Origin of the sequence: Nostoc sp. (assembly GCF_036917315.1) — a bacterium.
In the GTDB taxonomy this organism is placed as follows: Bacteria; Cyanobacteriota; Cyanobacteriia; order Cyanobacteriales; family Nostocaceae; genus Nostoc.
In genome coordinates, this window is sequence record NZ_JBALDR010000002.1 from 14,850 (window position 1) to 34,620 (window position 19,771).

General features: G+C 42.0%; 19 protein-coding genes. 8 read left to right on the plus strand and 11 right to left on the minus strand.

Annotation, left to right across the window (positions count from 1 at the left end; all coding sequences use genetic code 11):
• Window positions 1-631: 631 nt before the first annotated feature.
• The 5 genes from V7K84_RS00590 (at window position 632) to V7K84_RS00610 (ending at window position 4,537) form a co-directional block, all read left to right on the plus strand.
• Entirely contained in the window at window positions 632-1,333 is a 702-nt protein-coding gene (locus V7K84_RS00590) for a Crp/Fnr family transcriptional regulator (RefSeq protein ID WP_094349203.1), read from the plus strand.
• Between the two features lie 13 nt (window positions 1,334-1,346).
• Window positions 1,347-2,087, plus strand: a complete 741-nt coding sequence (locus V7K84_RS00595) for a DUF2232 domain-containing protein (protein WP_334835401.1) — start codon at window positions 1,347-1,349, stop codon at window positions 2,085-2,087.
• A 63-nt stretch (window positions 2,088-2,150) separates the two neighbouring features.
• Window positions 2,151-3,413, plus strand: coding sequence for a nicotinate-nucleotide--dimethylbenzimidazole phosphoribosyltransferase (locus V7K84_RS00600; RefSeq protein ID WP_334835403.1), 1,263 nt, complete (start codon window positions 2,151-2,153; stop codon window positions 3,411-3,413).
• 167 nt (window positions 3,414-3,580) lie between these two features.
• Window positions 3,581-4,177: a hypothetical protein gene (locus V7K84_RS00605; protein WP_334835405.1), complete on the plus strand. Its 597-nt coding sequence runs from the start codon at window positions 3,581-3,583 to the stop codon at window positions 4,175-4,177.
• A 39-nt stretch (window positions 4,178-4,216) separates the two neighbouring features.
• Complete coding sequence (locus tag V7K84_RS00610) at window positions 4,217-4,537, plus strand: hypothetical protein (protein ID WP_334835407.1); 321 nt, start codon at window positions 4,217-4,219, stop codon at window positions 4,535-4,537.
• Window positions 4,538-5,196: 659 nt separating this feature from the next.
• Here the strand turns inward: V7K84_RS00610 and V7K84_RS00615 are convergent.
• Window positions 5,197-5,568, minus strand: coding sequence for a hypothetical protein (locus V7K84_RS00615; protein ID WP_334835409.1), 372 nt, complete (start codon window positions 5,566-5,568; stop codon window positions 5,197-5,199).
• Window positions 5,569-5,924: 356 nt separating this feature from the next.
• Here V7K84_RS00615 and V7K84_RS00620 point away from each other — a divergent pair, with 356 nt between their 5' ends.
• Window positions 5,925-7,082, plus strand: coding sequence for an extracellular solute-binding protein (locus V7K84_RS00620; RefSeq protein WP_334835411.1), 1,158 nt, complete (start codon window positions 5,925-5,927; stop codon window positions 7,080-7,082).
• Between the two features lie 139 nt (window positions 7,083-7,221).
• On the opposite strand, the gene V7K84_RS00625 is transcribed toward V7K84_RS00620, so the two are convergent.
• Window positions 7,222-7,797: a hypothetical protein gene (locus V7K84_RS00625; RefSeq protein ID WP_334835413.1), complete on the minus strand. Its 576-nt coding sequence runs from the start codon at window positions 7,795-7,797 to the stop codon at window positions 7,222-7,224.
• A gap of 47 nt (window positions 7,798-7,844) precedes the next feature.
• Window positions 7,845-8,621, minus strand: a complete 777-nt coding sequence (locus tag V7K84_RS00630; RefSeq protein ID WP_334835416.1) for a class I SAM-dependent methyltransferase — start codon at window positions 8,619-8,621, stop codon at window positions 7,845-7,847.
• A 121-nt stretch (window positions 8,622-8,742) separates the two neighbouring features.
• Between V7K84_RS00630 and V7K84_RS00635 the strand changes: the two genes are divergently transcribed.
• Window positions 8,743-9,654, plus strand: a complete 912-nt coding sequence (locus tag V7K84_RS00635) for a LysR family transcriptional regulator (RefSeq protein ID WP_334835418.1) — start codon at window positions 8,743-8,745, stop codon at window positions 9,652-9,654.
• A gap of 22 nt (window positions 9,655-9,676) precedes the next feature.
• On the opposite strand, the gene V7K84_RS00640 is transcribed toward V7K84_RS00635, so the two are convergent.
• From V7K84_RS00640 to V7K84_RS00650, 3 genes are all read right to left on the minus strand, one after another.
• Window positions 9,677-12,265: a U32 family peptidase gene (locus tag V7K84_RS00640; protein ID WP_334835420.1), complete on the minus strand. Its 2,589-nt coding sequence runs from the start codon at window positions 12,263-12,265 to the stop codon at window positions 9,677-9,679.
• 133 nt (window positions 12,266-12,398) lie between these two features.
• A complete protein-coding gene (locus V7K84_RS00645) occupies window positions 12,399-12,662 on the minus strand; it encodes a Txe/YoeB family addiction module toxin (RefSeq protein WP_334700662.1) in 264 nt (87 codons plus the stop codon).
• Window positions 12,643-12,894 (minus strand): hypothetical protein, encoded by a 252-nt coding sequence (locus V7K84_RS00650; RefSeq protein WP_334700661.1) that lies wholly within the window; start codon window positions 12,892-12,894, stop codon window positions 12,643-12,645. The genes V7K84_RS00645 and V7K84_RS00650 overlap by 20 nt, the downstream gene beginning before the upstream one ends.
• A 230-nt stretch (window positions 12,895-13,124) precedes the next feature.
• Between V7K84_RS00650 and V7K84_RS00655 the strand changes: the two genes are divergently transcribed.
• Window positions 13,125-14,432 (plus strand): hypothetical protein, encoded by a 1,308-nt coding sequence (locus V7K84_RS00655; protein WP_334835423.1) that lies wholly within the window; start codon window positions 13,125-13,127, stop codon window positions 14,430-14,432.
• A gap of 469 nt (window positions 14,433-14,901) precedes the next feature.
• On the opposite strand, the gene V7K84_RS00660 is transcribed toward V7K84_RS00655, so the two are convergent.
• The 5 genes from V7K84_RS00660 to V7K84_RS00680 form a co-directional block, all read right to left on the minus strand.
• Complete coding sequence (locus V7K84_RS00660) at window positions 14,902-16,305, minus strand: ferredoxin:protochlorophyllide reductase (ATP-dependent) subunit N (RefSeq protein ID WP_334835425.1); 1,404 nt, start codon at window positions 16,303-16,305, stop codon at window positions 14,902-14,904.
• 176 nt (window positions 16,306-16,481) lie between these two features.
• Entirely contained in the window at window positions 16,482-17,276 is a 795-nt protein-coding gene (locus V7K84_RS00665) for a DUF5331 domain-containing protein (protein ID WP_334835427.1), read from the minus strand.
• A 32-nt stretch (window positions 17,277-17,308) separates the two neighbouring features.
• A complete protein-coding gene (gene bchL, locus V7K84_RS00670; protein WP_012410753.1) occupies window positions 17,309-18,175 on the minus strand; it encodes a ferredoxin:protochlorophyllide reductase (ATP-dependent) iron-sulfur ATP-binding protein in 867 nt (288 codons plus the stop codon).
• Window positions 18,176-18,854: 679 nt separating this feature from the next.
• Window positions 18,855-19,109, minus strand: a complete 255-nt coding sequence (locus tag V7K84_RS00675; RefSeq protein WP_334835429.1) for a TIGR02450 family Trp-rich protein — start codon at window positions 19,107-19,109, stop codon at window positions 18,855-18,857.
• A gap of 165 nt (window positions 19,110-19,274) precedes the next feature.
• Entirely contained in the window at window positions 19,275-19,649 is a 375-nt protein-coding gene (locus V7K84_RS00680; protein ID WP_334835432.1) for a hypothetical protein, read from the minus strand.
• Window positions 19,650-19,771: the final 122 nt, after the last annotated feature.

The following is a 19,771-nucleotide window of genomic DNA, read 5'->3' on the forward strand; positions in this document are numbered from 1 at the left end:
CACACTCCCCACACTCCTCTTCCCCCTTTGCCTACACTATGCGTGAGAAATCCGGGCTATGGGGATCTTGCTACGCGCAGTGTCACCATAGAAGAAGTTTTGAGTGGCAAGAGCCGCTGCTTGGACTTGTGACTGTCATTATGTTATGGATTACTGGGAGTCGTGGCAATCTTCAATCATCCAAGAAAACAAGGAAAAAAGTTTCTCTTTGTCCCCCCATCCCCTTGTCTCCTGGTCTCCCCCTCTCCTTGTCCTCTTCAGACAGCCTTTGCTCGAAAAGCTTAATTTTGCATATCATTGGTCGCCTATTTTTTAAAATCGCTAAAATACCTGAGCAATAATTTACTCCCTTTAGTATCATTAATGTTGTTTGCCTATATTCATAACTAATCAAGTTTGCAGTACAGCTAGCCCCTAAGCAATACAACCGCAGGCTATAAACTACTTTTTGCAAAACTTTTACCCCGTTTAAACTTATAGGTAAAGATTATTTAGAAAAACTTCTTGTCGCTTTCTTGTGTAGCATAGTTTAGTTTTTTCTTTGAAAGGGAGCTGTGCAATGATAGCTTAGGCTACAAATGGCACTCCTGTTTTTTGTGTGTACATAGCAGCTTGAATTAAAAATGTCGTAATGGAAGATCGATATAGCTTGCAAGCACAGGCTAATTCCTGGATGATCGCCTCCGCTCCCTTTTTTCAAGGGTTGCCAGAAACTGCTGTGGAATCAGCCCTCACCCATCTTGTTACGCGCACTCACCCAGCCAATCAGGTGATTCTACTGGAAAATGACTGGGGTGGTTCTGTGTATTTTATTATGGACGGATGGGTAAAAATTCGCACCTACAATCTGGAAGGAAAAGAGGTAACGCTGAATATTATTGGCAAAGGTGAATTGTTTGGTGAAATGGCGGCGCTAGATGAAGCACCTCGATCCACAGATGTAATTACCTTGGCCCCAACGGTAATTGGTAGTATGCCTGCTCAGGATTTTGTCAAATTACTTCAGATAGAACCCTTGGCGGGAGTTCGATTGGCGCAACTCATGGCACGACGTTTGCGGCAAGTCAATCGCCGATTGCGGTTGCGGGAATCTGATAGCCAGTCAAGGGTAGCAGATACGTTGTTATTTTTGGCAGAAGGACAAGGAAAAAAAGGGCAAACTGGAACCGAAATCCCCAATTTACCTCATCGGGAATTGAGTAGTTTGAGCGGACTGGCGCGGGAAACGGTGACACGAGTATTGACAAGGCTAGAAAAAAAAGGCTTGATTAAACGGGATCAAGACACTATTTGTATTCCCGATTTGTCAGCCTTAGAAAGAATGATCGTTTAAAAACTTGTCAGATATGAGTATTTTAGATTCTCTCCCAGATGAACCGGAGGAAGATCCATCCCCTGAATCTCCAACTCCTCAGAATCATTGGTTAGATAAAGAACAGCAGTTAATGCCTCCTCAAATCAAAGCTGATGCGCCCTTAAGGATGGTGGAAACGGCATTTTTAGCCAGTACAGCTAGCTTAATTTGGTTTATTAATTTTTACTTTCCTTTGGGCCCAGTTTTGCGGATATTTTTTCCAGTGCCGATCGCTCTAGTCTATCTGCGTTGGGGCAAACGTGCGGCATGGATGGCAGCACTCACCTCTGGGTTACTGCTGACGGTATTGATGGGGCCAGCCCGCAGTTTGCTGTTTGTCATGCCCTACGGGTTCATGGGCGTTCTTTTGGGCGCTACGTGGTGTCGTCGTCGTCTTCCCTGGATTGTTTCTATTACCTTGGGTACGCTATTGGGTACTTTAGGAGTCTTTTTTAGGCTGTGGTTGCTGTCTGTTTTGTCGGGTGAAGACCTATGGATTTATGTGATTACCCAGGTGACTGAGTTCATTGAGTGGGTATTTTTTAACTTGAGTTTGTTGGCGAGTCCCAGTGTATTTTTGATTCAAGTGGGAGCGATCGCTTTAATTTTACTCAACAACTTTATCTACCTTTTTGTGGTACACCTGGCAGCATGGTTGCTTTTTGACCGTCTGGGCAACCCGATCCCCCGCCCACCACACTGGGTACAAGTTCTCATGGATTATGAAGGATAGTTATTTGTCATTTATCATTTGTCATTGGTTAAACGATCAGTCCTAACTAATAACCAATGTTCCATGCCTAATTCCCAAATTAGTATTTATACTCAAAAAGAACAGGGTGAACAATGGCTGCGAAGGTATCGTGGTTGTTTACCAGTATTTGCTTGTGTTTTAGGATTTACTGAAACTGGCTTAATTCCAGGGATTTCAGCCGCTGGTCGCACTCCAGAGGATCGGAAATATACAGCTTGTGCCGATGCTGAGTTTTTGTATTACGGGCCAGAACATAAAGCCCAATATCCCCTACCTCCATTGGCGGCTGGGGCTTCACCTGTGCTGATTTCTCGCGCTGTATTTGAGTCACTAAAGATACCAATTCATTTATTTAATGCTGGTTTACCCCAAGCTCCTGCTGTACCAGTAATTGATTTGGGTGGCGCTCCTGCTCAGTGTTTAAGTGGAGGTGCAGCAATGGAAATTACAACAGTACACCACTTGTTTGAACAAGGGCTACTTTGGGGAGAACGCCTAGCAGCCAATATTCAACAGGGGTATCTGATTGTCGGTGAGTGCGTCGTCGGAGGTACTACAACTGCCCTAGCAATCTTAACTGGTTTGGGTATAGATGCTGCCGGAAAAGTTAACAGTAGCCACCCTGTTTGTAACCACGCGCAAAAGTGGGCACTAGTGCAAGCTGGACTGGAGAAGATAAGGGAGAGCAGGGAGCAGGGGAGGCAGGGGGAGCAGGGGGAGCTAAACTTCCAATCTCAAATCCAGAATCCAAAACTTGTACTGAGCGAAGTCGTTGGCGCAGCCTCTCGTAGAGAAGTATCTAAAATCCAAAATTCTGTAGATCCGCTACAACTCGTAGCCGCCGTGGGCGATCCGATGCAAGTGGTGGTAGCTGGGATGGCGATCGCTGCTAGTCGTAATTGTGGTGTAATGCTGGCTGGAGGGACGCAAATGCTGGCGGTTTATGCGCTGATGAGTGCGATCGCTCAAGCTTACGCCTTATCATGGCAACCAGAAGCAGTAGTTGTAGGCACAACCCGCTGGGTGGCTGAAGATCCTACTGGCGCTACAGTTGACTTAGCTCTCAATTTAGAAAAAGCCAGCTTAACTCCGAGTGGAGGAACTCCTCCTCTATTAGCAACTCATCTGAGCTTTGCTGATTCTCGTTATCCCCAACTGAGAGCTTATGAGCAAGGCTTTGTCAAAGAAGGCATGGGTGCTGGAGCCGCTTGCATAGCCGCCCATCTTAGCCAAGATTGGCAGCAACACCAACTTTTGGCAGCCATTGAAGCCCAACTTGAACGGTTAAGTACAGCATCTCATTAATTCTTAGCGAATTAAATTCGGCAAGATTCTGCGCTCCATTAATGCTGGCATATTCGATGGCGCTAGGCACAGAAGAGTAGTTGAGGTTATTCTTTCTTGATTTATTATCTAATTGGTAAACGCGTAATATTTCTATCTGCTAAAGCGGTTTTGGAGCTACAGAGAAAATGAATTTTTTATTAAGAGCTATTCTGTTGCTAATTAATTTAGGAACAGGAGCTTATTTTATTCTAGCTAATCCTCTAAAATTTTCCGACCAAACATCAACTAAACTTACTTTTCATATTCGACCAAAAGTATTTCTAGGTATAGGACTACTTTTGAGTCAGTTTATAGGTTACTTTTTATTTAGTACTTTGATGTTTGCACCTATTACACAACTTGTTTGTAATCGTTCTACAAACAATATAGCTATTTCAAATAATAATTTAATTACAACACAAAATACTCTAACAGTCGGATGTAAATTAGCAAACCATGATTGGTTTGGTCAAGAAAAAAGTCAAATAATAGTTTCTGAGTTACTAGAGGCTAAATTGGAAACTACAATTGAAACTGATAGTCGGGCTAAACCTACTAAACCTAATTATGTATATGAGATTTTGCTATTGAATAATACAGATAAATTTCCTTTTACACGCGTTAAATACCCAAAAATCAAATTTGAAGAATTGCAATCTATAGTATTAAAAATTAATAATTTTTTGACAAATCCAGCAGAGAATAATTTAGCAGTTAAACTTGATGATAGCTTAGTTGGTTAAATTTACTTTATCATTGCTATATTTTGTGGAATATTAGCGTTGTTAATAGCAGGGGCAGGCTTATTTATCACTTGTAATTTTGACAAGGAAACAAATACTGTAAAGCTTAGTCGTTACAGGTGGTTTGGAACGTTAGGAAAAACAGTTTTTCAATATTATTTGAATGAAATTACTGATGTTAAGCTTGAACGGGTTGATACTAGTATAGATGCATACTTTTTTAGGGTTATTTTAGTACTAGAATCGGGTGATAATTTACCATTAACGCCGAATTACACTTCAAATTATATAAATGGAGATTCTATAGTTAAATTAACTAAAGATTTTCTGGAACTAAAACATAAAGATAATGCTAGATAAAAGCGTGGGATTGGTAGACTCAGAAAAATATGAGTTCTGAAACAAGCTATGTCTCACATAAGCTTTTTAATAAAATTTCTAGCCTCTGTAATTTAATTATTTCACCTTGGGATTTATATATTTCAACAGCTTTATGACAATCTTTTTTATTTTGCGTTTACTCTTTTCTTTGGCTGCAAATGTTTGAAGAATTTCCGACTTGAAATCTCCGTAAATTTCTGCGGTTTCATCAATTGGGATTGAATCCCTTATTTACAATAGCGGTTGAGTAGGAGCAGGTTGCAAAAGGTCAATCTTAGCGAAAGCTGTCTGGCTTGTCATCAAACAATTTGATAACAAGATGCCAAAAACACTAATGAGAAAAATACAGATTAATAAGAAAATCTTAGTTTTTAAACCAGACAATACCCTAACTACACTAGTCTTAGGGTTATTTTTTTTTGTTTCATAGTGAGGTATAAACTAAAAACCTATGGGTAGATAGATCACACTATTACGTAAAGATATGTAATAGTGTGTTTAACTTTTTATCAATTTGATGGCTGGATTACTTACTTGCATCTAAGTATATGCTCATAAAACCATCACCCGATATTGAACCTAAAGGTTTGTCTTATCTACCTCAATCTATTTTTTTATTCGTTGAACTCAGGCTAAATTTAATGAATTCTCTCTCTAAGTAATTGTTCTTCTAAAGCAGCAATGCGATTGTACGCTGCTGTTAATTGCGCTGTCAGTCGTTGTATTTGAATTTCTGGTGTTATATTATCTCCAGTTTGACGATGCATGTCTAGATAAATGCCATCTGTCAATACATCCTTGTGTTCCATTTCTGGATTTAAATTGTTACGTCCTTTAAACTGGTAGCCTCCAGCGGCGCCATTTTGTTGGCAATTATCCTTTGCTTGTGTATTGGCTAAAGAACACTCTGAGAAAGTTTGAGTGACTTTACCATCAAGCTGCTCAATTACTTGGCACAGGTCATCCAGCTTTTGGCTTAAAGTCAGGATCTGCTGCTGTAATAGCTCCATTTAATACCTTTATTCGTACATTTTCTCTATGTTATTCAATTTACTCTCAACCTTAACGATACTTATGGATTATTTAAGTATTGATAATTTTTAGTGGAAATGTGACATTTAAATCATTACTTCTAAATATAAGTAAGGCTTCACCATAAGTACCACGAAGTAAATTTATGGATAAAAATTAATCTTGAGGTATAAATTTGCCAAAAAATCGCTAATTTGAGTCAAATATTCAAAATTACCCGTATTATCAAGAAAAAATACCGATAATTCTCCAGATCCACTTTTTCAACTAGTCAGCCACTGGTGAATCTCTGCTTAATATTAGGTATAATCAAAAATCTCAAAATCCAAAATCAATGGATCGACGGTCTTTTTTGCTAGGTACAAGCACACTGGCGCTTTCACAACTGCTTTTTGGCTGTGGTGGAAACAAGCAAACGCAACTAAAAGTACAGTTATTAAAGGGTTCTATACCTGGTCAGGTGGTGAATCAGTTCCACAAAGGTTTGCAGCAACAGGTGCAGTTAAAGTTTGCTCCAGTTGAGCATATACAGGATTTATTTCACCAATTACAAAATTGGGAGGAGAAACCAAAGACTAGCGATGAGCAAGGATGGCGACGCTTTATACCCTTTAAGCAAGGTCAAAAAGCAGCTGACACAGACCTAGTGACATTGGGAGATTACTGGCTACAAGCTGCTATTGAACAGAAATTGATTCAACCACTCCAAGAAGTACAGGGAAAGCAATTAAAACAGTGGTCTGCTTTAGATGAAAGATGGAAACAATTGGTAACGCGCAACGATCGAGGTATTTTGGATACTCAAGGGAAGGTGTGGGGTGCGCCTTACCGATGGGGTAGCACGGTAATTGTTTATAACCGTGATAAATTGCGAAAATTGGGATGGACGCCCAAAGATTGGAGTGATTTGTGGCGAGATGGAATGCAGCAGCGTATTTCCCTGCTCAATCAACCACGAGAAGTTATTGGTTTGGTCTTAAAGAAGCTAGGAAAATCTTATAATACAGACAATCTTGACCAAGTACCAAATTTGGAAAAGGAATTACAGACATTAAATCAACAAGTGAAGTTCTACAGTTCCAATAACTATTTGGAACCTTTAATTATGGAAGACACTTGGCTAGCGGTTGGTTGGTCAAGCGATGTGCTTCCTGTTCTGGGACGTTATCCGCAACTTGCCGCAGCGATCCCCCAGTCAGGAACAGCAATCTGGGCGGACTTATGGGTACGTCCCGCAGGGATTACTAAGGATAGTTTATCAGATCAATGGATTGATTTTTGTTGGCAACCAAGCACAGCTAAACAAATTTCGGTGCTGACTAAAACTAATTCGCCAATTTCTACAAATATTGCCGCTTCCGATATCCAAGAACCATTATGGAGTTTGTTAGAGAGCGATCGCAACATTTTCAATAAAAGTGAATTTTTACTTCCCTTACCCCCATCAGCAATAAAACAATACGAGTCTTTATTCGCCAAAATTAAGGTTTAATTAGAGATTGGGCATGGGGCACTTGTACTGAGCGAAGTCGAAGTATTGGGCATAAGAGGCAGCACTTCGGCTACGCTCAGTGACCGAGGGGCAGAGGTGATATAAACTTACTTTAACTGCTCCCCTGTATCCCCAGTACCTATAAAGAACGCTGTAACCCTATCTTGTTCTTAATAGTGGTTTGGATACTGCATAAAGCTGGACTTGTACTAAAGTTGCAAGTGTAGGTTGCCAAGGGTTCTTTTTGATAATTAAATACCCGGACGTTGTAACCAAAGTTCCGTGCAGCGCTACCCAAGCGATTTACGAAGTCGTAGCGCTCTACATACTCTAGTAAACTCCAAATTTGCTGATTCACGATCAAGTCTACTCGTGCAGGTTCTTTGCCAGAAGTTGGATATGCTATCCAATTATCTAATAGCTTTTTTTCGGAGTTTTGTTGTGCCCACCATAAGCTGGGAACGGTTAATCGTTCTGGATGAATGGTGGTAGCTGTGATTATATAGTCTTTTGGCTTGGTCAATAAGTCTAGTTCTAAAGGCGCACTAGAAGGTGATGGTATTGAACGAGTTTGCGCTAGTGAGGGCGGGACTAGTAAAGCTGTGAGGGTAATAGTTAGTAGTAATGAAAATGATGTCTGGCGATGGCTGCGCCAAAGCCTGCCGTAGGATGCCCAAAGGGCTGTAGGGCGATCGCACAATTTAGGTATATGCATAGCTGATACTAATTCGTAATTAAGGCATTAGTAAAAATTCGCACAATTTAAAGTTTAATGGCAACGATGCGAATTCTTCGATAGTCTGCTTTCCAGGTTCCTTGCTGATACAGCGTCGGCTTGAGATATTCTTCCACGACGCGAATTACTTGTATTTGTTGCTCACCAGACAGTCCTTCTAAAAAAGTGCTGGCGAACATCTGAATCCAGTTTGCCATACCTGCTTCTCCGTCTGCTAAAGGAGTTGAACGAGCAAAAAGCATGGCATGAATAACATCAAAGCCTTGCTGTTCTAATAGGCTGGCGTATTCACCAATACTAGGAAAATACCAAGGATTTAGGGCTTGTGCGGAGATATTGGTTGCTTCTAAGGCGCTTTCCAAAGCTGTAGCGATCGCCTTTACATTTCCCTTACCACCAAATTCTGCAACAAAACGCCCTCCGGGTTTTAGGGATTTATGTATGGAAGCGATCGCGCAATCTGCTTCTTTCACCCAATGCAATACAGCGTTGGAAAACACAGCATCCAATGGTTTATCTACTTTAAAGTTTTTAGCATCAGCAACATCAAAGCGGATATGGGGATAGTTTTGTCTGGCTTTTTCTATCATCGCGGGTGCATAATCAACTCCCATAACTTCAGCACCAGCTTGGGCAATTTTTTCTGTGAGTTGTCCAGTACCACAGCCTAGATCCAGTATGGATTCTCCTGGCTGAGGGTTAAGGAATTTTAGTAAGTCCTCACCATACTGCCAGACAAAGGCGTGTTTATCTTCGTAGAGAGCAGCATCCCAAGAATTTTTAGGTATTGAAAGATTATTCATAAGTAGTGAAATTACAGTGTGTTGATTTGCGGATATCATCACAGTAGAAAAGATTTTTAATTATGTCCAATATATATTTTCACCTTAACTAATATTTTAAAGATATGAGTTCAGGTAACAGATGGAACTACGACACTTGCGCTACTTTGTCACCTTGGCAGAAGAATTGCATTTTGGACGGGCTGCGGAACGATTACACATTGCCCAACCTCCCCTAAGTCAACAAATTCGGCAGCTAGAAGCGGAATTGGGTTTTGAACTGTTTCACCGCACGAAACGAAAAGTAAAGTTAACAGAAGCGGGGCAAGTGTTTCTGGGTGAAGTGCAGCAAATTATGAGGCAATTACAACAGGCAATCCAAGTCGGGCGGCAAACTAGTCGCGGCGAAATTGGACAATTGGTGGTCGGGTTTGTCAGTTCTGCGGCGTATAATATTTTGCCTATTATTTTGCGAACTTTTCGTAGTTACGTTCCTGGTGTGAGCATCGAGTTGCGTGAACTGACTACAGATCAGCAGTTAGAGTGGTTACGAGAAGGTCGAATGGATGTAGGATTATTGCGTCCACCTGTTGAAGAAAATAGATTTAGCTGCGAAACAATTTTTCAAGAGTCGCTGATGGTAGCACTACCTGAAGCACATTTGCTAGCAAGTCAATCTAATGTATGTTTGACATCCCTTGCCAATGAACCGTTTATTTTATTTCCCAGGATATTAGCACCAGGACTTTACGACTTAATCATTAGTCTCTGCCAGCAAGCAGGCTTTAGTCCCAAGGTTGCCCAAGAAGCTATCCAGATGCAAACGATTGTCAGCCTAGTAGCAGCCGAGATGGGTGTGGCGATCGTCCCAGCATCTTTGCAAAATTTGCAACGGATTGGGGTAGTTTATAAAACTGTACAAGAACCTACCCCAAAAGTAGCGTTCGTTGCAGACGTTGGCGCAGCCATCGCAATGATTTGGCGAAAAAACGAGACATCGCCAACTGTGTTGAAGCTTGTGGAAATAGTTAAACAAGCCGCCCAGCAGTGGTGAATAGAGCAGCTTGCAATAATTATTATCGCAATGCAGACACTCCCATAGGACCACGAGTTACACCTAGCTGATTTTGCAGTTTCAACTCGCGCCAGAGTTGAGAACCTGTAATCTCGCCTTGCAGTAGTTGACTGTAGCAATGTATGGTTTTACTCACTTGTTCTGGTGTTTCATTCACAAACTCGATGCGAAACTGACGTAATCCCAGTTCTATGAGGCGCTGTACATACTCTGCTCCGGTTTGAGCAGTGCCGTTAAATACAGTATTGCGGCAACCTACATCGGCTTTGAGGACGTGTTCGCTACCAACGCGATCGCGCAATTTTACTTCCTGCTTTTCACAAGGTCGTCCACAGTTAGTGTAGTCTGTACCCGTTGATAGAAAGGCACAAAATACACAATGCTCCATGTGAAACATCGGTATATGTTGATGAATTGTCACCTCAAACCACTGGGGTGGACAACTGGTGAGCAGGTCTTGCAGTTGGTTAATATTCAGATCGTAGGATGCCGTCAGCCTTTCTAAACCAAAGTGTTGCTGAAAGTAGTCTGCTGTTAAGGGATTAGCAACGTTGAGCGAAAAATCCCCTATACAACGGTCTTGAGCAAAGAATTGCAATTGGTCATAGTTGCGTATTAGATAGCCATCTGCTTCTGAAGCACGTACTTGCTGCAAAATCCAATTTTCCCCCGGTTTGGTAATTCGGGGAGGTGCAACCCAAATAGTGGGAAATGGAGATTGTTGCCTTTGTTTATGTACTAGCTGCACGGCTTCCCGGTAGGCGCGAGGATCTTCAAATTCACAGTAGAGGGTTTCAATACCAGCTTTGAGGGCGGCTTTGAGTTGCTTGAGGTTTCGTACCAAGACTATGAGTGAAGGAGATAAGGGAGATAACGGAAATGAGGAGGGGAGTAAGTCTTGGAAAGAGACATCAGAACGTAATTGCCAACGTTTGGGTTGACTTCGTAATTCTTCCAGCTGCGCCACAATTTCCCGCCGTATCCGGTTTAACTCACTGACGGGTAGCATAATAGCGCCACTAAGGTGGTTGGTTAGCGTTCCCAAACAAAAAGGGGTATTACCCAAACGACCGAATTGTTCTTGTAAACGGTCTGTATCTAAAGGTTTGGTGTGCGCCTCCACCAGTGAAATTGCAGACTCCACTTGGACAATATTACCGAGTCGATCGCGGGCGATCGCAATCAACGCCTGACCAACTTCTCCATAAACCTCCAAGTCAATTGGACGTTGAAATTGGGGGTTTTCGCCAGCAAAACTCTGACGCACTTGCTTATCGAGTTCTGGATCGCTGGTTTTCCAAATGCGATCGCCTATATGCACTCGGCGCAGGTTCAAGTCATTTCGCCCAAATGTCAGCATGGTTTCTTTACCTTTAGAAACCACCCCATAAACTCGGCCGCCTTCTTCCTTCGCCTCTGGATGACCGCAGTCAAATACAATTCCATCCCCTGGCTTGACAGGCGCTTCCAATTTGACTGTTACCTCTTCGTTGTGAATGCGGCTGACTTCACCTAAATAAACCCCACGTTTTTTACCAAAGCGGGCGTGAACTAGTTCCTGATTATTAATCCCACCAAACCAGCCCGTGTAGAGTCCGCGAGAAAATGCCATTTCTAGGTTGTAATGTTCTTGGTCTGATTGACCTCTCCCCCAGCCCCTCTCCGAAACGGAGAGGGGAGCTTTTATTCCCCCTTCCCTTGTAGGGAAGGGAGTTAGGGGGTTAGGTCTTTCCAATTCCTCCATCACCCCATCCAAAGCTTGCCGATAAACACGGGTGACATTAGCAACATACTCTGGAGCTTTCAGGCGACCTTCAATCTTGAGACAGGTTACTCCTGATTTCACCAAATCTGGCAGAACATCTAACCCTGCTAAATCTTGAGGACTGAGTAAATATTTGCGCTCTTTTAAATTTACAACTTCCCCATCAGCGATTAAATCGTAGGGCATCCGGCAGGCTTGGGCACATTCACCTCGGTTAGCAGAACGTCCGCCTAAAGCCTCACTAGTCAAACACTGACCGGAATACGCTACGCACAAAGCACCGTGAACAAAAACTTCCAAAGGCAGCGACATTTCTTGTTGGGCAATCTGCTGCTGAATTTTATTGATTTCTTTGAGAGAACATTCACGCGCCAGCACCACCAATTGACAGCCAAGAGATTTGGCAAATTCCACCCCAACCGCACTGGTAATCGTCATTTGCGTGGAAGCATGGATGGGAAAATCGGGGGAAAGTTGACGGATGAGACGGCATATACCAATATCTTGAACGATCGCTGCATCCACACCTGCTGCAATAATTGTGCGGAGATATTGCTGTGCTTCTGCTAGTTCTTTAGGAAATATGAGTGTGTTGACTGTGACATAACCCTTTACGCCCCGACGGTGCAGAAATGTCATCAATTGGGGTAAGTCCGCCTCAGTAAAATTTTGTGCCCGCATTCTGGCGTTAAACCGATCCAAACCGAAGTAAATCGCATCTGCCCCATTTTCCACAGCAGCTTTAGCACATTCCCAATTACCTGCTGGTGCGAGTAGTTCGGGACGTTGAAGAGAGAGTTGGGAAAGGGAGCGATCGCTTTTCATTAGATTTAGGGAGGGTTAACTAACACCATAGTGATTTTATCGAAGTTATTGGGGGATGGTGCGATCGCTCTGCATCTTCTAGTTAAAAAAAGCGATCGCCTGAAATAAAACAATATCCCAGCCTCAATAACCTTTATTGCTCATAATGATATTTACAAGTCAAAATAATCAATAAATCTTCTTGCACTTTGTAAACTAATCTATGTTCATCTGTGATCCGCCTTGACCAGTAACCTTGTAGTTCATATTTTAATGGCTCTGGCTTCCCTATCCCTGCAAAAGGATCTCTTTGTATATCTCTAATCAGTTCCAAGATTTTTTTGAAAATTTTCTTGTCTTCTGTTGCCCACTGGCCTAATTGCTCAAAAGCTTCTGGTTCAAAGGTAATTTTTTTCATATTCATCTAAATCTACATAAATTAGGTTTCCTTTTTCTACATTCTCCAAAGCTTTGAGCAGATGTTTTTTATTCACCTCTGATTTTAAAAGATAAGTAGTTTCATCCTCTTCAGTTGATGGTTCAACTAGCACAATAACTTCTACTATTGTTCCTTCTGCCAGTTCGGTTGCTGAAAGTTCAATCTTGCCATCTTTACCTACAATAGCCTTTTGTTTAATTCCACTAAACATACATATTTACTCCTATCTTTACTACTTTATTCTAACTGTAGATGAATCAGATGATATTTGGGCGATCGCTTTTCTTTGTTAGCGTGGGTGGTTCATTAAAAAGAGCGATCGCTATTGCATAAACTACAACTCAAATTGGGAATACTCAGTAAAACGCAGGTATTTGCTGCGTATAAGTGGCTTGCTATAAAACATCAGGCTGCTGATACTTTACTAAATAGGAGAAGATTATGGACGCACTTACATTAACTTTTGCACTTGCCCCTCATATTGCAAAGGGGTTAGCTAATGGCATATTTGTACGCAATGGTGGTGTAATTCAGTATGTTGTAACGAAACAAGTTGTTGCTTGGTTAAGAGATTTAGTGCCAACGCCAACTAGTTCTTCTAACAATTTACTCAACCTTGCTTTCTCCGGTGCAAATCTTGTTGCTTCTGGGGCAAATGCTGCTGTTACAAGACAAGGATTAGCTGATGTCAGTGGACGCTTAGGTGGAGTTGAACAAATAAGTTTAGGTAATATAGCTGTTTCAGGGGTAAATCTGATTGGAACAGTCGCTAATGCCGCTATTTCTGGGAAAGGATTCGCCGATGTCAATGGACGTTTAGCTGGGATTGAAAATCAGTTAGGGGAAATTGGAGAGAATCTGCAATTCACTCAAGGTTTTTTGCAAGTAACTACTGCTGCTAGCGTACTTAATCTAGGTGTTTCGGTAATGGGGTTTGCTGTAATAGCACAGCGCCTTAATGAGCTAGAAAAACGCCTAAAACAAGCGGAAGAACTATTGAACAAAGTCAACCGCAAAATTGACCTGAGTTTCTATGCTAACTTCCATGCTGGAATAGAATTAGCACTTAATGCTTTCACGATGACTAAACCTGAAAATCGTAGAAGCAGTGCCTTACAAGCTATCAATCGCTTCTTAGAAGCAGAACATATTTACAAAGATTACACAGTTAATGAACTTTCCCAGAAAAGCCCAATTATTGACAAATATATACTGACATTATCTCTAGCTTATATTGCAGAAGCACGTTGTCATTTAGAACTAGAAGAACATGAAACAGCGCTTCGTCGTTTTCAAGAAGGAGGAAAATTTATTAGGTTGCTGCTTCAAAAATATATTGAACTCATGCTTACTTCTAATCCAGCAGCATACTTACATCCTCAGTTTAAAGGTCAGATTGATTTGCATAAACTAACTCAAATTTACCAATGGATTGACCCGAATTTTAATGAGAATAGAGTTTTCGAGATGCAACGCGAGAATATGTTTAAACTGACTCAAAGTCATGATGAATGGCTATCCTCTCTTCCATCGGCAATTATAGATCGTAGTGAAATTCAATGGGGCATATTTGGAGGAAATCCTACTCCATTCACGGGGAGATTTGAAAAAGAAGCTTACAAACGTCTTCCCCAAGTATTTGAAGTAATGGAATCTATGATTGAAACCAATCGCCGTTTTGAAGCATATCAAACAGAAGTACAAGCCATATCCCAATTAGGAATCAGCTTTTATGACTGGCTTAAATGAACTCCGTCTACAGAAATTAAACCAGACGGTGCAGAATTAATGTATATCATTCCATCCAAACCTTTAGATTTCCAACCTTCCAGATGAATTCAGTTCACTCTCTTACCTTGCGTTCTTGGCGGTTCGTAAAAAAAGATCGATCGCTATTTATTGCACAAACCACAGCTCAAATTGGCAATACTGAGTAAAGCAAGGCAGGACAAAGGTAAGAATTAAGTCTTTAAATATGAAAAGATAGTCAGATAAGGAAAGCGCCGAGCCAGCAGCGCAGTTAGGAAATTGGTAGGTTTATACGATAGTGCTAGTATGCTGCAACTAACTGTATATATTGATCAAAAAGCGGCAGTTAATTAACAGCGATCACTTCTATCGCTGTTGACTCCTCTTTTAATAATGGAAGTAAAAAAAGGACGAACCCGAAAGTTCGCCCTACATGGTGTTATGCTGTTGCTCAATCCAAACCCAAATCTTAAATCTTCGCTTCTTCTCTCACCAACTTATCCCAACCCAAATCTTTCAAATTATTATTTCGACGCAACGGACGAGTCACCAACTCTAACATGTCACGCGCATTCGTAAAGCCGTGAATTTGAGCAAAAGTGAACTCTACAGACCACTTTGTATTAATACCGCGTGCTTCCAATGGGTTAGCGTGAGCCATACCAGTAATTACCAAATCTGGTTTCAACTCATAAATTCGCTGAAGTTGATTGTAATTATCCGGCTTCTCCACAATCCTTGGCAGAGGTGAATTCATTTCCTGGCAAGTTTTCTCCAGCAATGCCAACTCAGCAGCTTGATAGCGCTTATCCATGTAGGGAATGCCGATTTCGTGAACTGTCATCCCACAACGGATTAAGAATCTTGCTTGGGAAATCTCCAGCAAGTTATCACCCATGAAGAATACAGACTTACCGCGAATCAGTTTCACGTAATCTTCCAAGCCTGCCCAAATTTGTGCTTCCCGTTCATCCAAACCCTTGGGAGTAATACCGAACACCGAGCAGATTTTCTCAATCCAAGCGCGAGTACCATCGGGGCCAATGGGGAAGGGTGCGCCAATGAGTTTACACTTGCGGCGACGCATTAAGGTGGTAGCTGTGCGGCTGAGGAAGGGATTGACACCAGCGACATAATACCCTTCTTCCAGTACTGGCAATTCTGTGAAGCGCTTCGCGGGTAGCCAGCCGGAAACTTTGATGCCTTGTTTCTTCAGTTCCAAGGTTAACTGAGTAACTACGGGGTCGGGAAGGGAGCCAAAGAGAACTAAGGGTGGATGATCCACGTACTCAGATTCATCTTGGGCGACATCTTCTTTCTTTTTACCGAAGTTGAGCAATTTAGCGATCGCATTCCGTTCGCTCTTCTCTGTTTCCGCCACTGGAGACTTATCAGGACAACGGTTAGCCATAGCAGCTAATACGGTGTCTTCCCCTTGGGTGAAAGCGTAATCTAGACCATTTGCCCGCGCGACAACGATGGGAATCCCGATTTCGGATTCTAGTTTCGGTGCTAAACCTTCCAAATCTGTTTTGATAATTTCCGTGGTGCAAGTGCCAATCCAGACAATTACACTAGGATTGCGATCGCGTTTAATCTGCAAGCACAACCGCTTTAACTCTTCATAATCACTCAGCTGTGCGGAAATATCGCCTTCTTCCAACTCTGCCATTGCATAGCGGGGTTCAGCAAAAATCATCACCCCCATCGCGTTTTGCAGGAAGTAGCCACAAGTTTTTGTCCCAATCACTAAAAAGAAGCTATCTTCAATTTTTTGGTATAACCACGCCACGCAGCTAATTGGACAAAAGGTATGGTAATTCCCGGTTTCACATTCAAAGCTTAAAGCTTCTGGTTGTTGAGCGACAGTCATTTTGGTTTTTTCTCCCCTTGATATTTAATGGCAGTTCAACCAATTTCAGATTTTAGATTGATAATTTTGGATTGAAGGCTGGGACAACAAAAGTATCCGCTGTCTAACGACAATTTCCCGAATTCCTCATCCAAAACCCCAAATCTAAAACTTAAAATTGCGAGGAACGGCAATAATTAAGCGTTGGGGAAGAGGCGGGCAATTTCTGATTCATCAAAAACGCCTGCTGGCAGTTCTTCCCCCAAAAAATCGTTATTTTCTTCAGCCTTTTGCAAAGCTGTTTCATCACCCCAGACATCTGATAACACGTCTTTAAACGCATTCTCATCTAGTGGACTATCTGCAAGCGCCTCGTCTTCGTCTTCATCCAGCTTTACTTCCATTGCAGCTGTTGAATCGAAGGCAATTTCCCCAAACTCATCTGCTTCTAAGCTAGAGATTTCGAGAGACTCATCTTTTGAGTTGTGTCCGTTGGTTAAGGAAATATCGCCAAAGCCATTTTCCGTTTCTTCCAACTCGCTGATTCCCAGACTTTCATCCTCAGAATCCACTATTGTGAACTCTTCAACTACCGCCACCGCCGCAAAGCCATTTGTATGAGCGTGTGTCAATGTTTCATCTTCAGGCTTTTCATCAATGACAGATGCTGCTTCTTCTACGTATTTCTCTACATCTGGGTTGACGACGAAGCGATTACCGAGAGCTAAATCTGGGTCAAAATGCAAATCCAGCACTTCAATTAGGGTATCGGCGTCAGGATTGAGTTTGGCAAAGGGCAGCATTAACTGCGCTAGTTTTGGCTCTAGGGCGTTAAGAACTCCCAGGATGAGGTAAGAAGGTGGTCGCTTCCCGCCATCAGGGGTGTACACCGATTCCACTTCCATGTGGAGGGTAATCCAGTCTCGATTATTCTGGAAAAATTGCAACCACTTTTGCTTTATTGAATCCGTAAAGCTGTTAAAGAATGCCATGTTATTGTCCCCCATCCTGAGAACTTGGTGATTTATACAATCATCAAGTCTAGTTCCTCTTCTGAATTAGGAACCTGGGGTTTACCCGGATTTAGATAAAAATCGGACAACAAAGAGAACAACTCCCGATCTGGTGTGTCGTTAGGTACAACACCTTCGGGACGCGCCAGAATTTGGTCGGCGATGTTGAGATAATAGTCGCAAACGTAGTCTAGGGAAGGATCTTGCTCTGCCATTTCAAACAAAGTCTTACCTTTCACACGGGAAACACGAATATCTTCAATTAAAGGTAAAACCTCTAGAACTGGCATGGGCACAGCTTCTATATATTTTTCAATCAAGTCGCGTTTGGAGGTGCGATTGCCAATTAACCCAGCTAAACGCAGTGGGTGAGTTCTTGCTTTTTCACGGACTGAAGCAGCAATCCGATTGGCAGCAAATAAAGCATCAAAGCCGTTGTCTGTAACGATCAGGCAGTAATCTGCATAGTTGAGTGGTGCTGCAAAACCACCACAAACTACGTCACCGAGAACGTCAAAAAGAATTACATCGTACTCATCAAAGGCGTTGAGTTCTTTAAGTAATTTTACGGTTTCACCGACTACGTAGCCACCACATCCAGCACCCGCAGGTGGGCCACCAGCTTCTACGCAATCAACACCACCGTAGCCTTTATAAATTACATCTTCTGGCCAGACATCTTCGTAGTGATAGTCCTTTTCTTGAAGGGTGTCGATAATTGTCGGAATCAAAAACCCAGTCAGGGTGAAGGTGCTGTCATGTTTTGGGTCGCAACCAATTTGCAGCACTTTCTTGCCACGTTTAGCTAGGGCGACGGATATATTACAGCTAGTTGTGGATTTACCGATACCACCTTTTCCGTAGACTGCTAGTTTCACTGTTGTTTCCCTCTTATAGCTTCTTGTCAAACTTGTGGCTCAAACATTTGCCTTCACCTTTCCTGAGATGGCGATGCGTGAGGTCTGTTGATGTCATTATTGGGCAAATTACCTAGAAAAGAAAGCGGCTCCTAATCTGTAAAACGGTCTTATCCGATGAATTAAAGCTTAATTATGACTATTGGGATTTTTATCAGGCTTAAAGACTTTAAAAGCTCTTAAAAGAGCCATTAAAAAAATTTTATTACTTATTTTTATAAAAATAGTTACAAAATACAAAAAACTGAAATCTGCTTTTTTGAATGCTTTTCATAGAATTAGCTGATGTTTTTCCAACGTGTTTTCAAAGCATTAGGGCGCAGGGTCAAGGGGAAAGAGAGGTATATGCAGCCTAATGCTGGAAATAATAATGGAATTTGCGTTAGCGTAGCTCACCGAAGGTATCGCAGATAAATTGCCAGTTTTCAGTTGGTAGTCACAACCATGTAATTGCTGCTTGAGAGTGAGTGAGTGTGATTTTGTAAAATATTATTAATTTTGCAAATATTTTCTAAGTCTAAGCCCAGCGAATAGGATTCGTGGCTACACAAATTTAGCCCACTCCGGTGGGCTAAGAGTAAGAGAAAAACGTAGAGTGTGCGTAAGTCCTAATTTATTTCAGTCTATGTATTGAAGGTAATTAGGACACCTCAGTTTCAATTTCCTGGATTTCTTGTAATGTTTGCCAGCCAGCTTGCCACTGGGAGTTATCTTGTAATAATTTTGCATTTATCCAAAAACGGACTTTCGGATCGCAAGCAGCAACCATTTCGGCATAAACCCACTTAGCCTGATTTTTACGATTGACAACTTGGAAGTGCCGCCAGCCATCAACTTTTCGCTGTGCTGTCCATTTAGAACCAACTAGGTAAGGAAATTTTTGTTTTTTAGTCATTTGTCATTTGTCACTTGTACTGAGCGACTTGCCTTGACTTGTGCCGAGCATCTCGACTTCGCTCGATGGAACCGGAGCCGAGGTAGCGAAGTCGAAAGGAGCCGAAGTATTTGTCATTAGGTATTGGGAAAACACTTTCTTTATCGCCAGTCCCCAATACTCAAATTAAGATGTCACCAAATCGCCATTACGGGTAAACTTCTGGCAATCCAACTCACTATCTTGCTGGACACATAGCGAAAACCATCTAATATGACTCCAGCAGGTATTGATGTTGTTGGTAATTTTGCGTTTTTTCTTGGAGAGGCGTTGCCTCACAACTTCATTAGGGCAAAGAATTTCTAACGTGCCTGTACCATCTTCGTAATTGACGATGCGAAATAGACAGTCTTGCAACATAGCACGGCTGCTGCTGTCGAAGAACCGCTTAAATCGCTGTAGCTTTTCTCCTTCAGTCATTTGGCTGATGGGTTTTATTTTCAAGAAATCTTCATCCTCAAAATCAAAGTCATCATCTTCAAAGTCGTAAAGGTCAATCATTTTCAGCATCCACTATGCGACCTAGAATTATGGTAACTCTGTGTGGGGCAGGGGAATGAGGAGATACGGAGATGGTTTTGTACCATTGACTTGAAAGTAGATGGAGTTTAACAACACCTTGC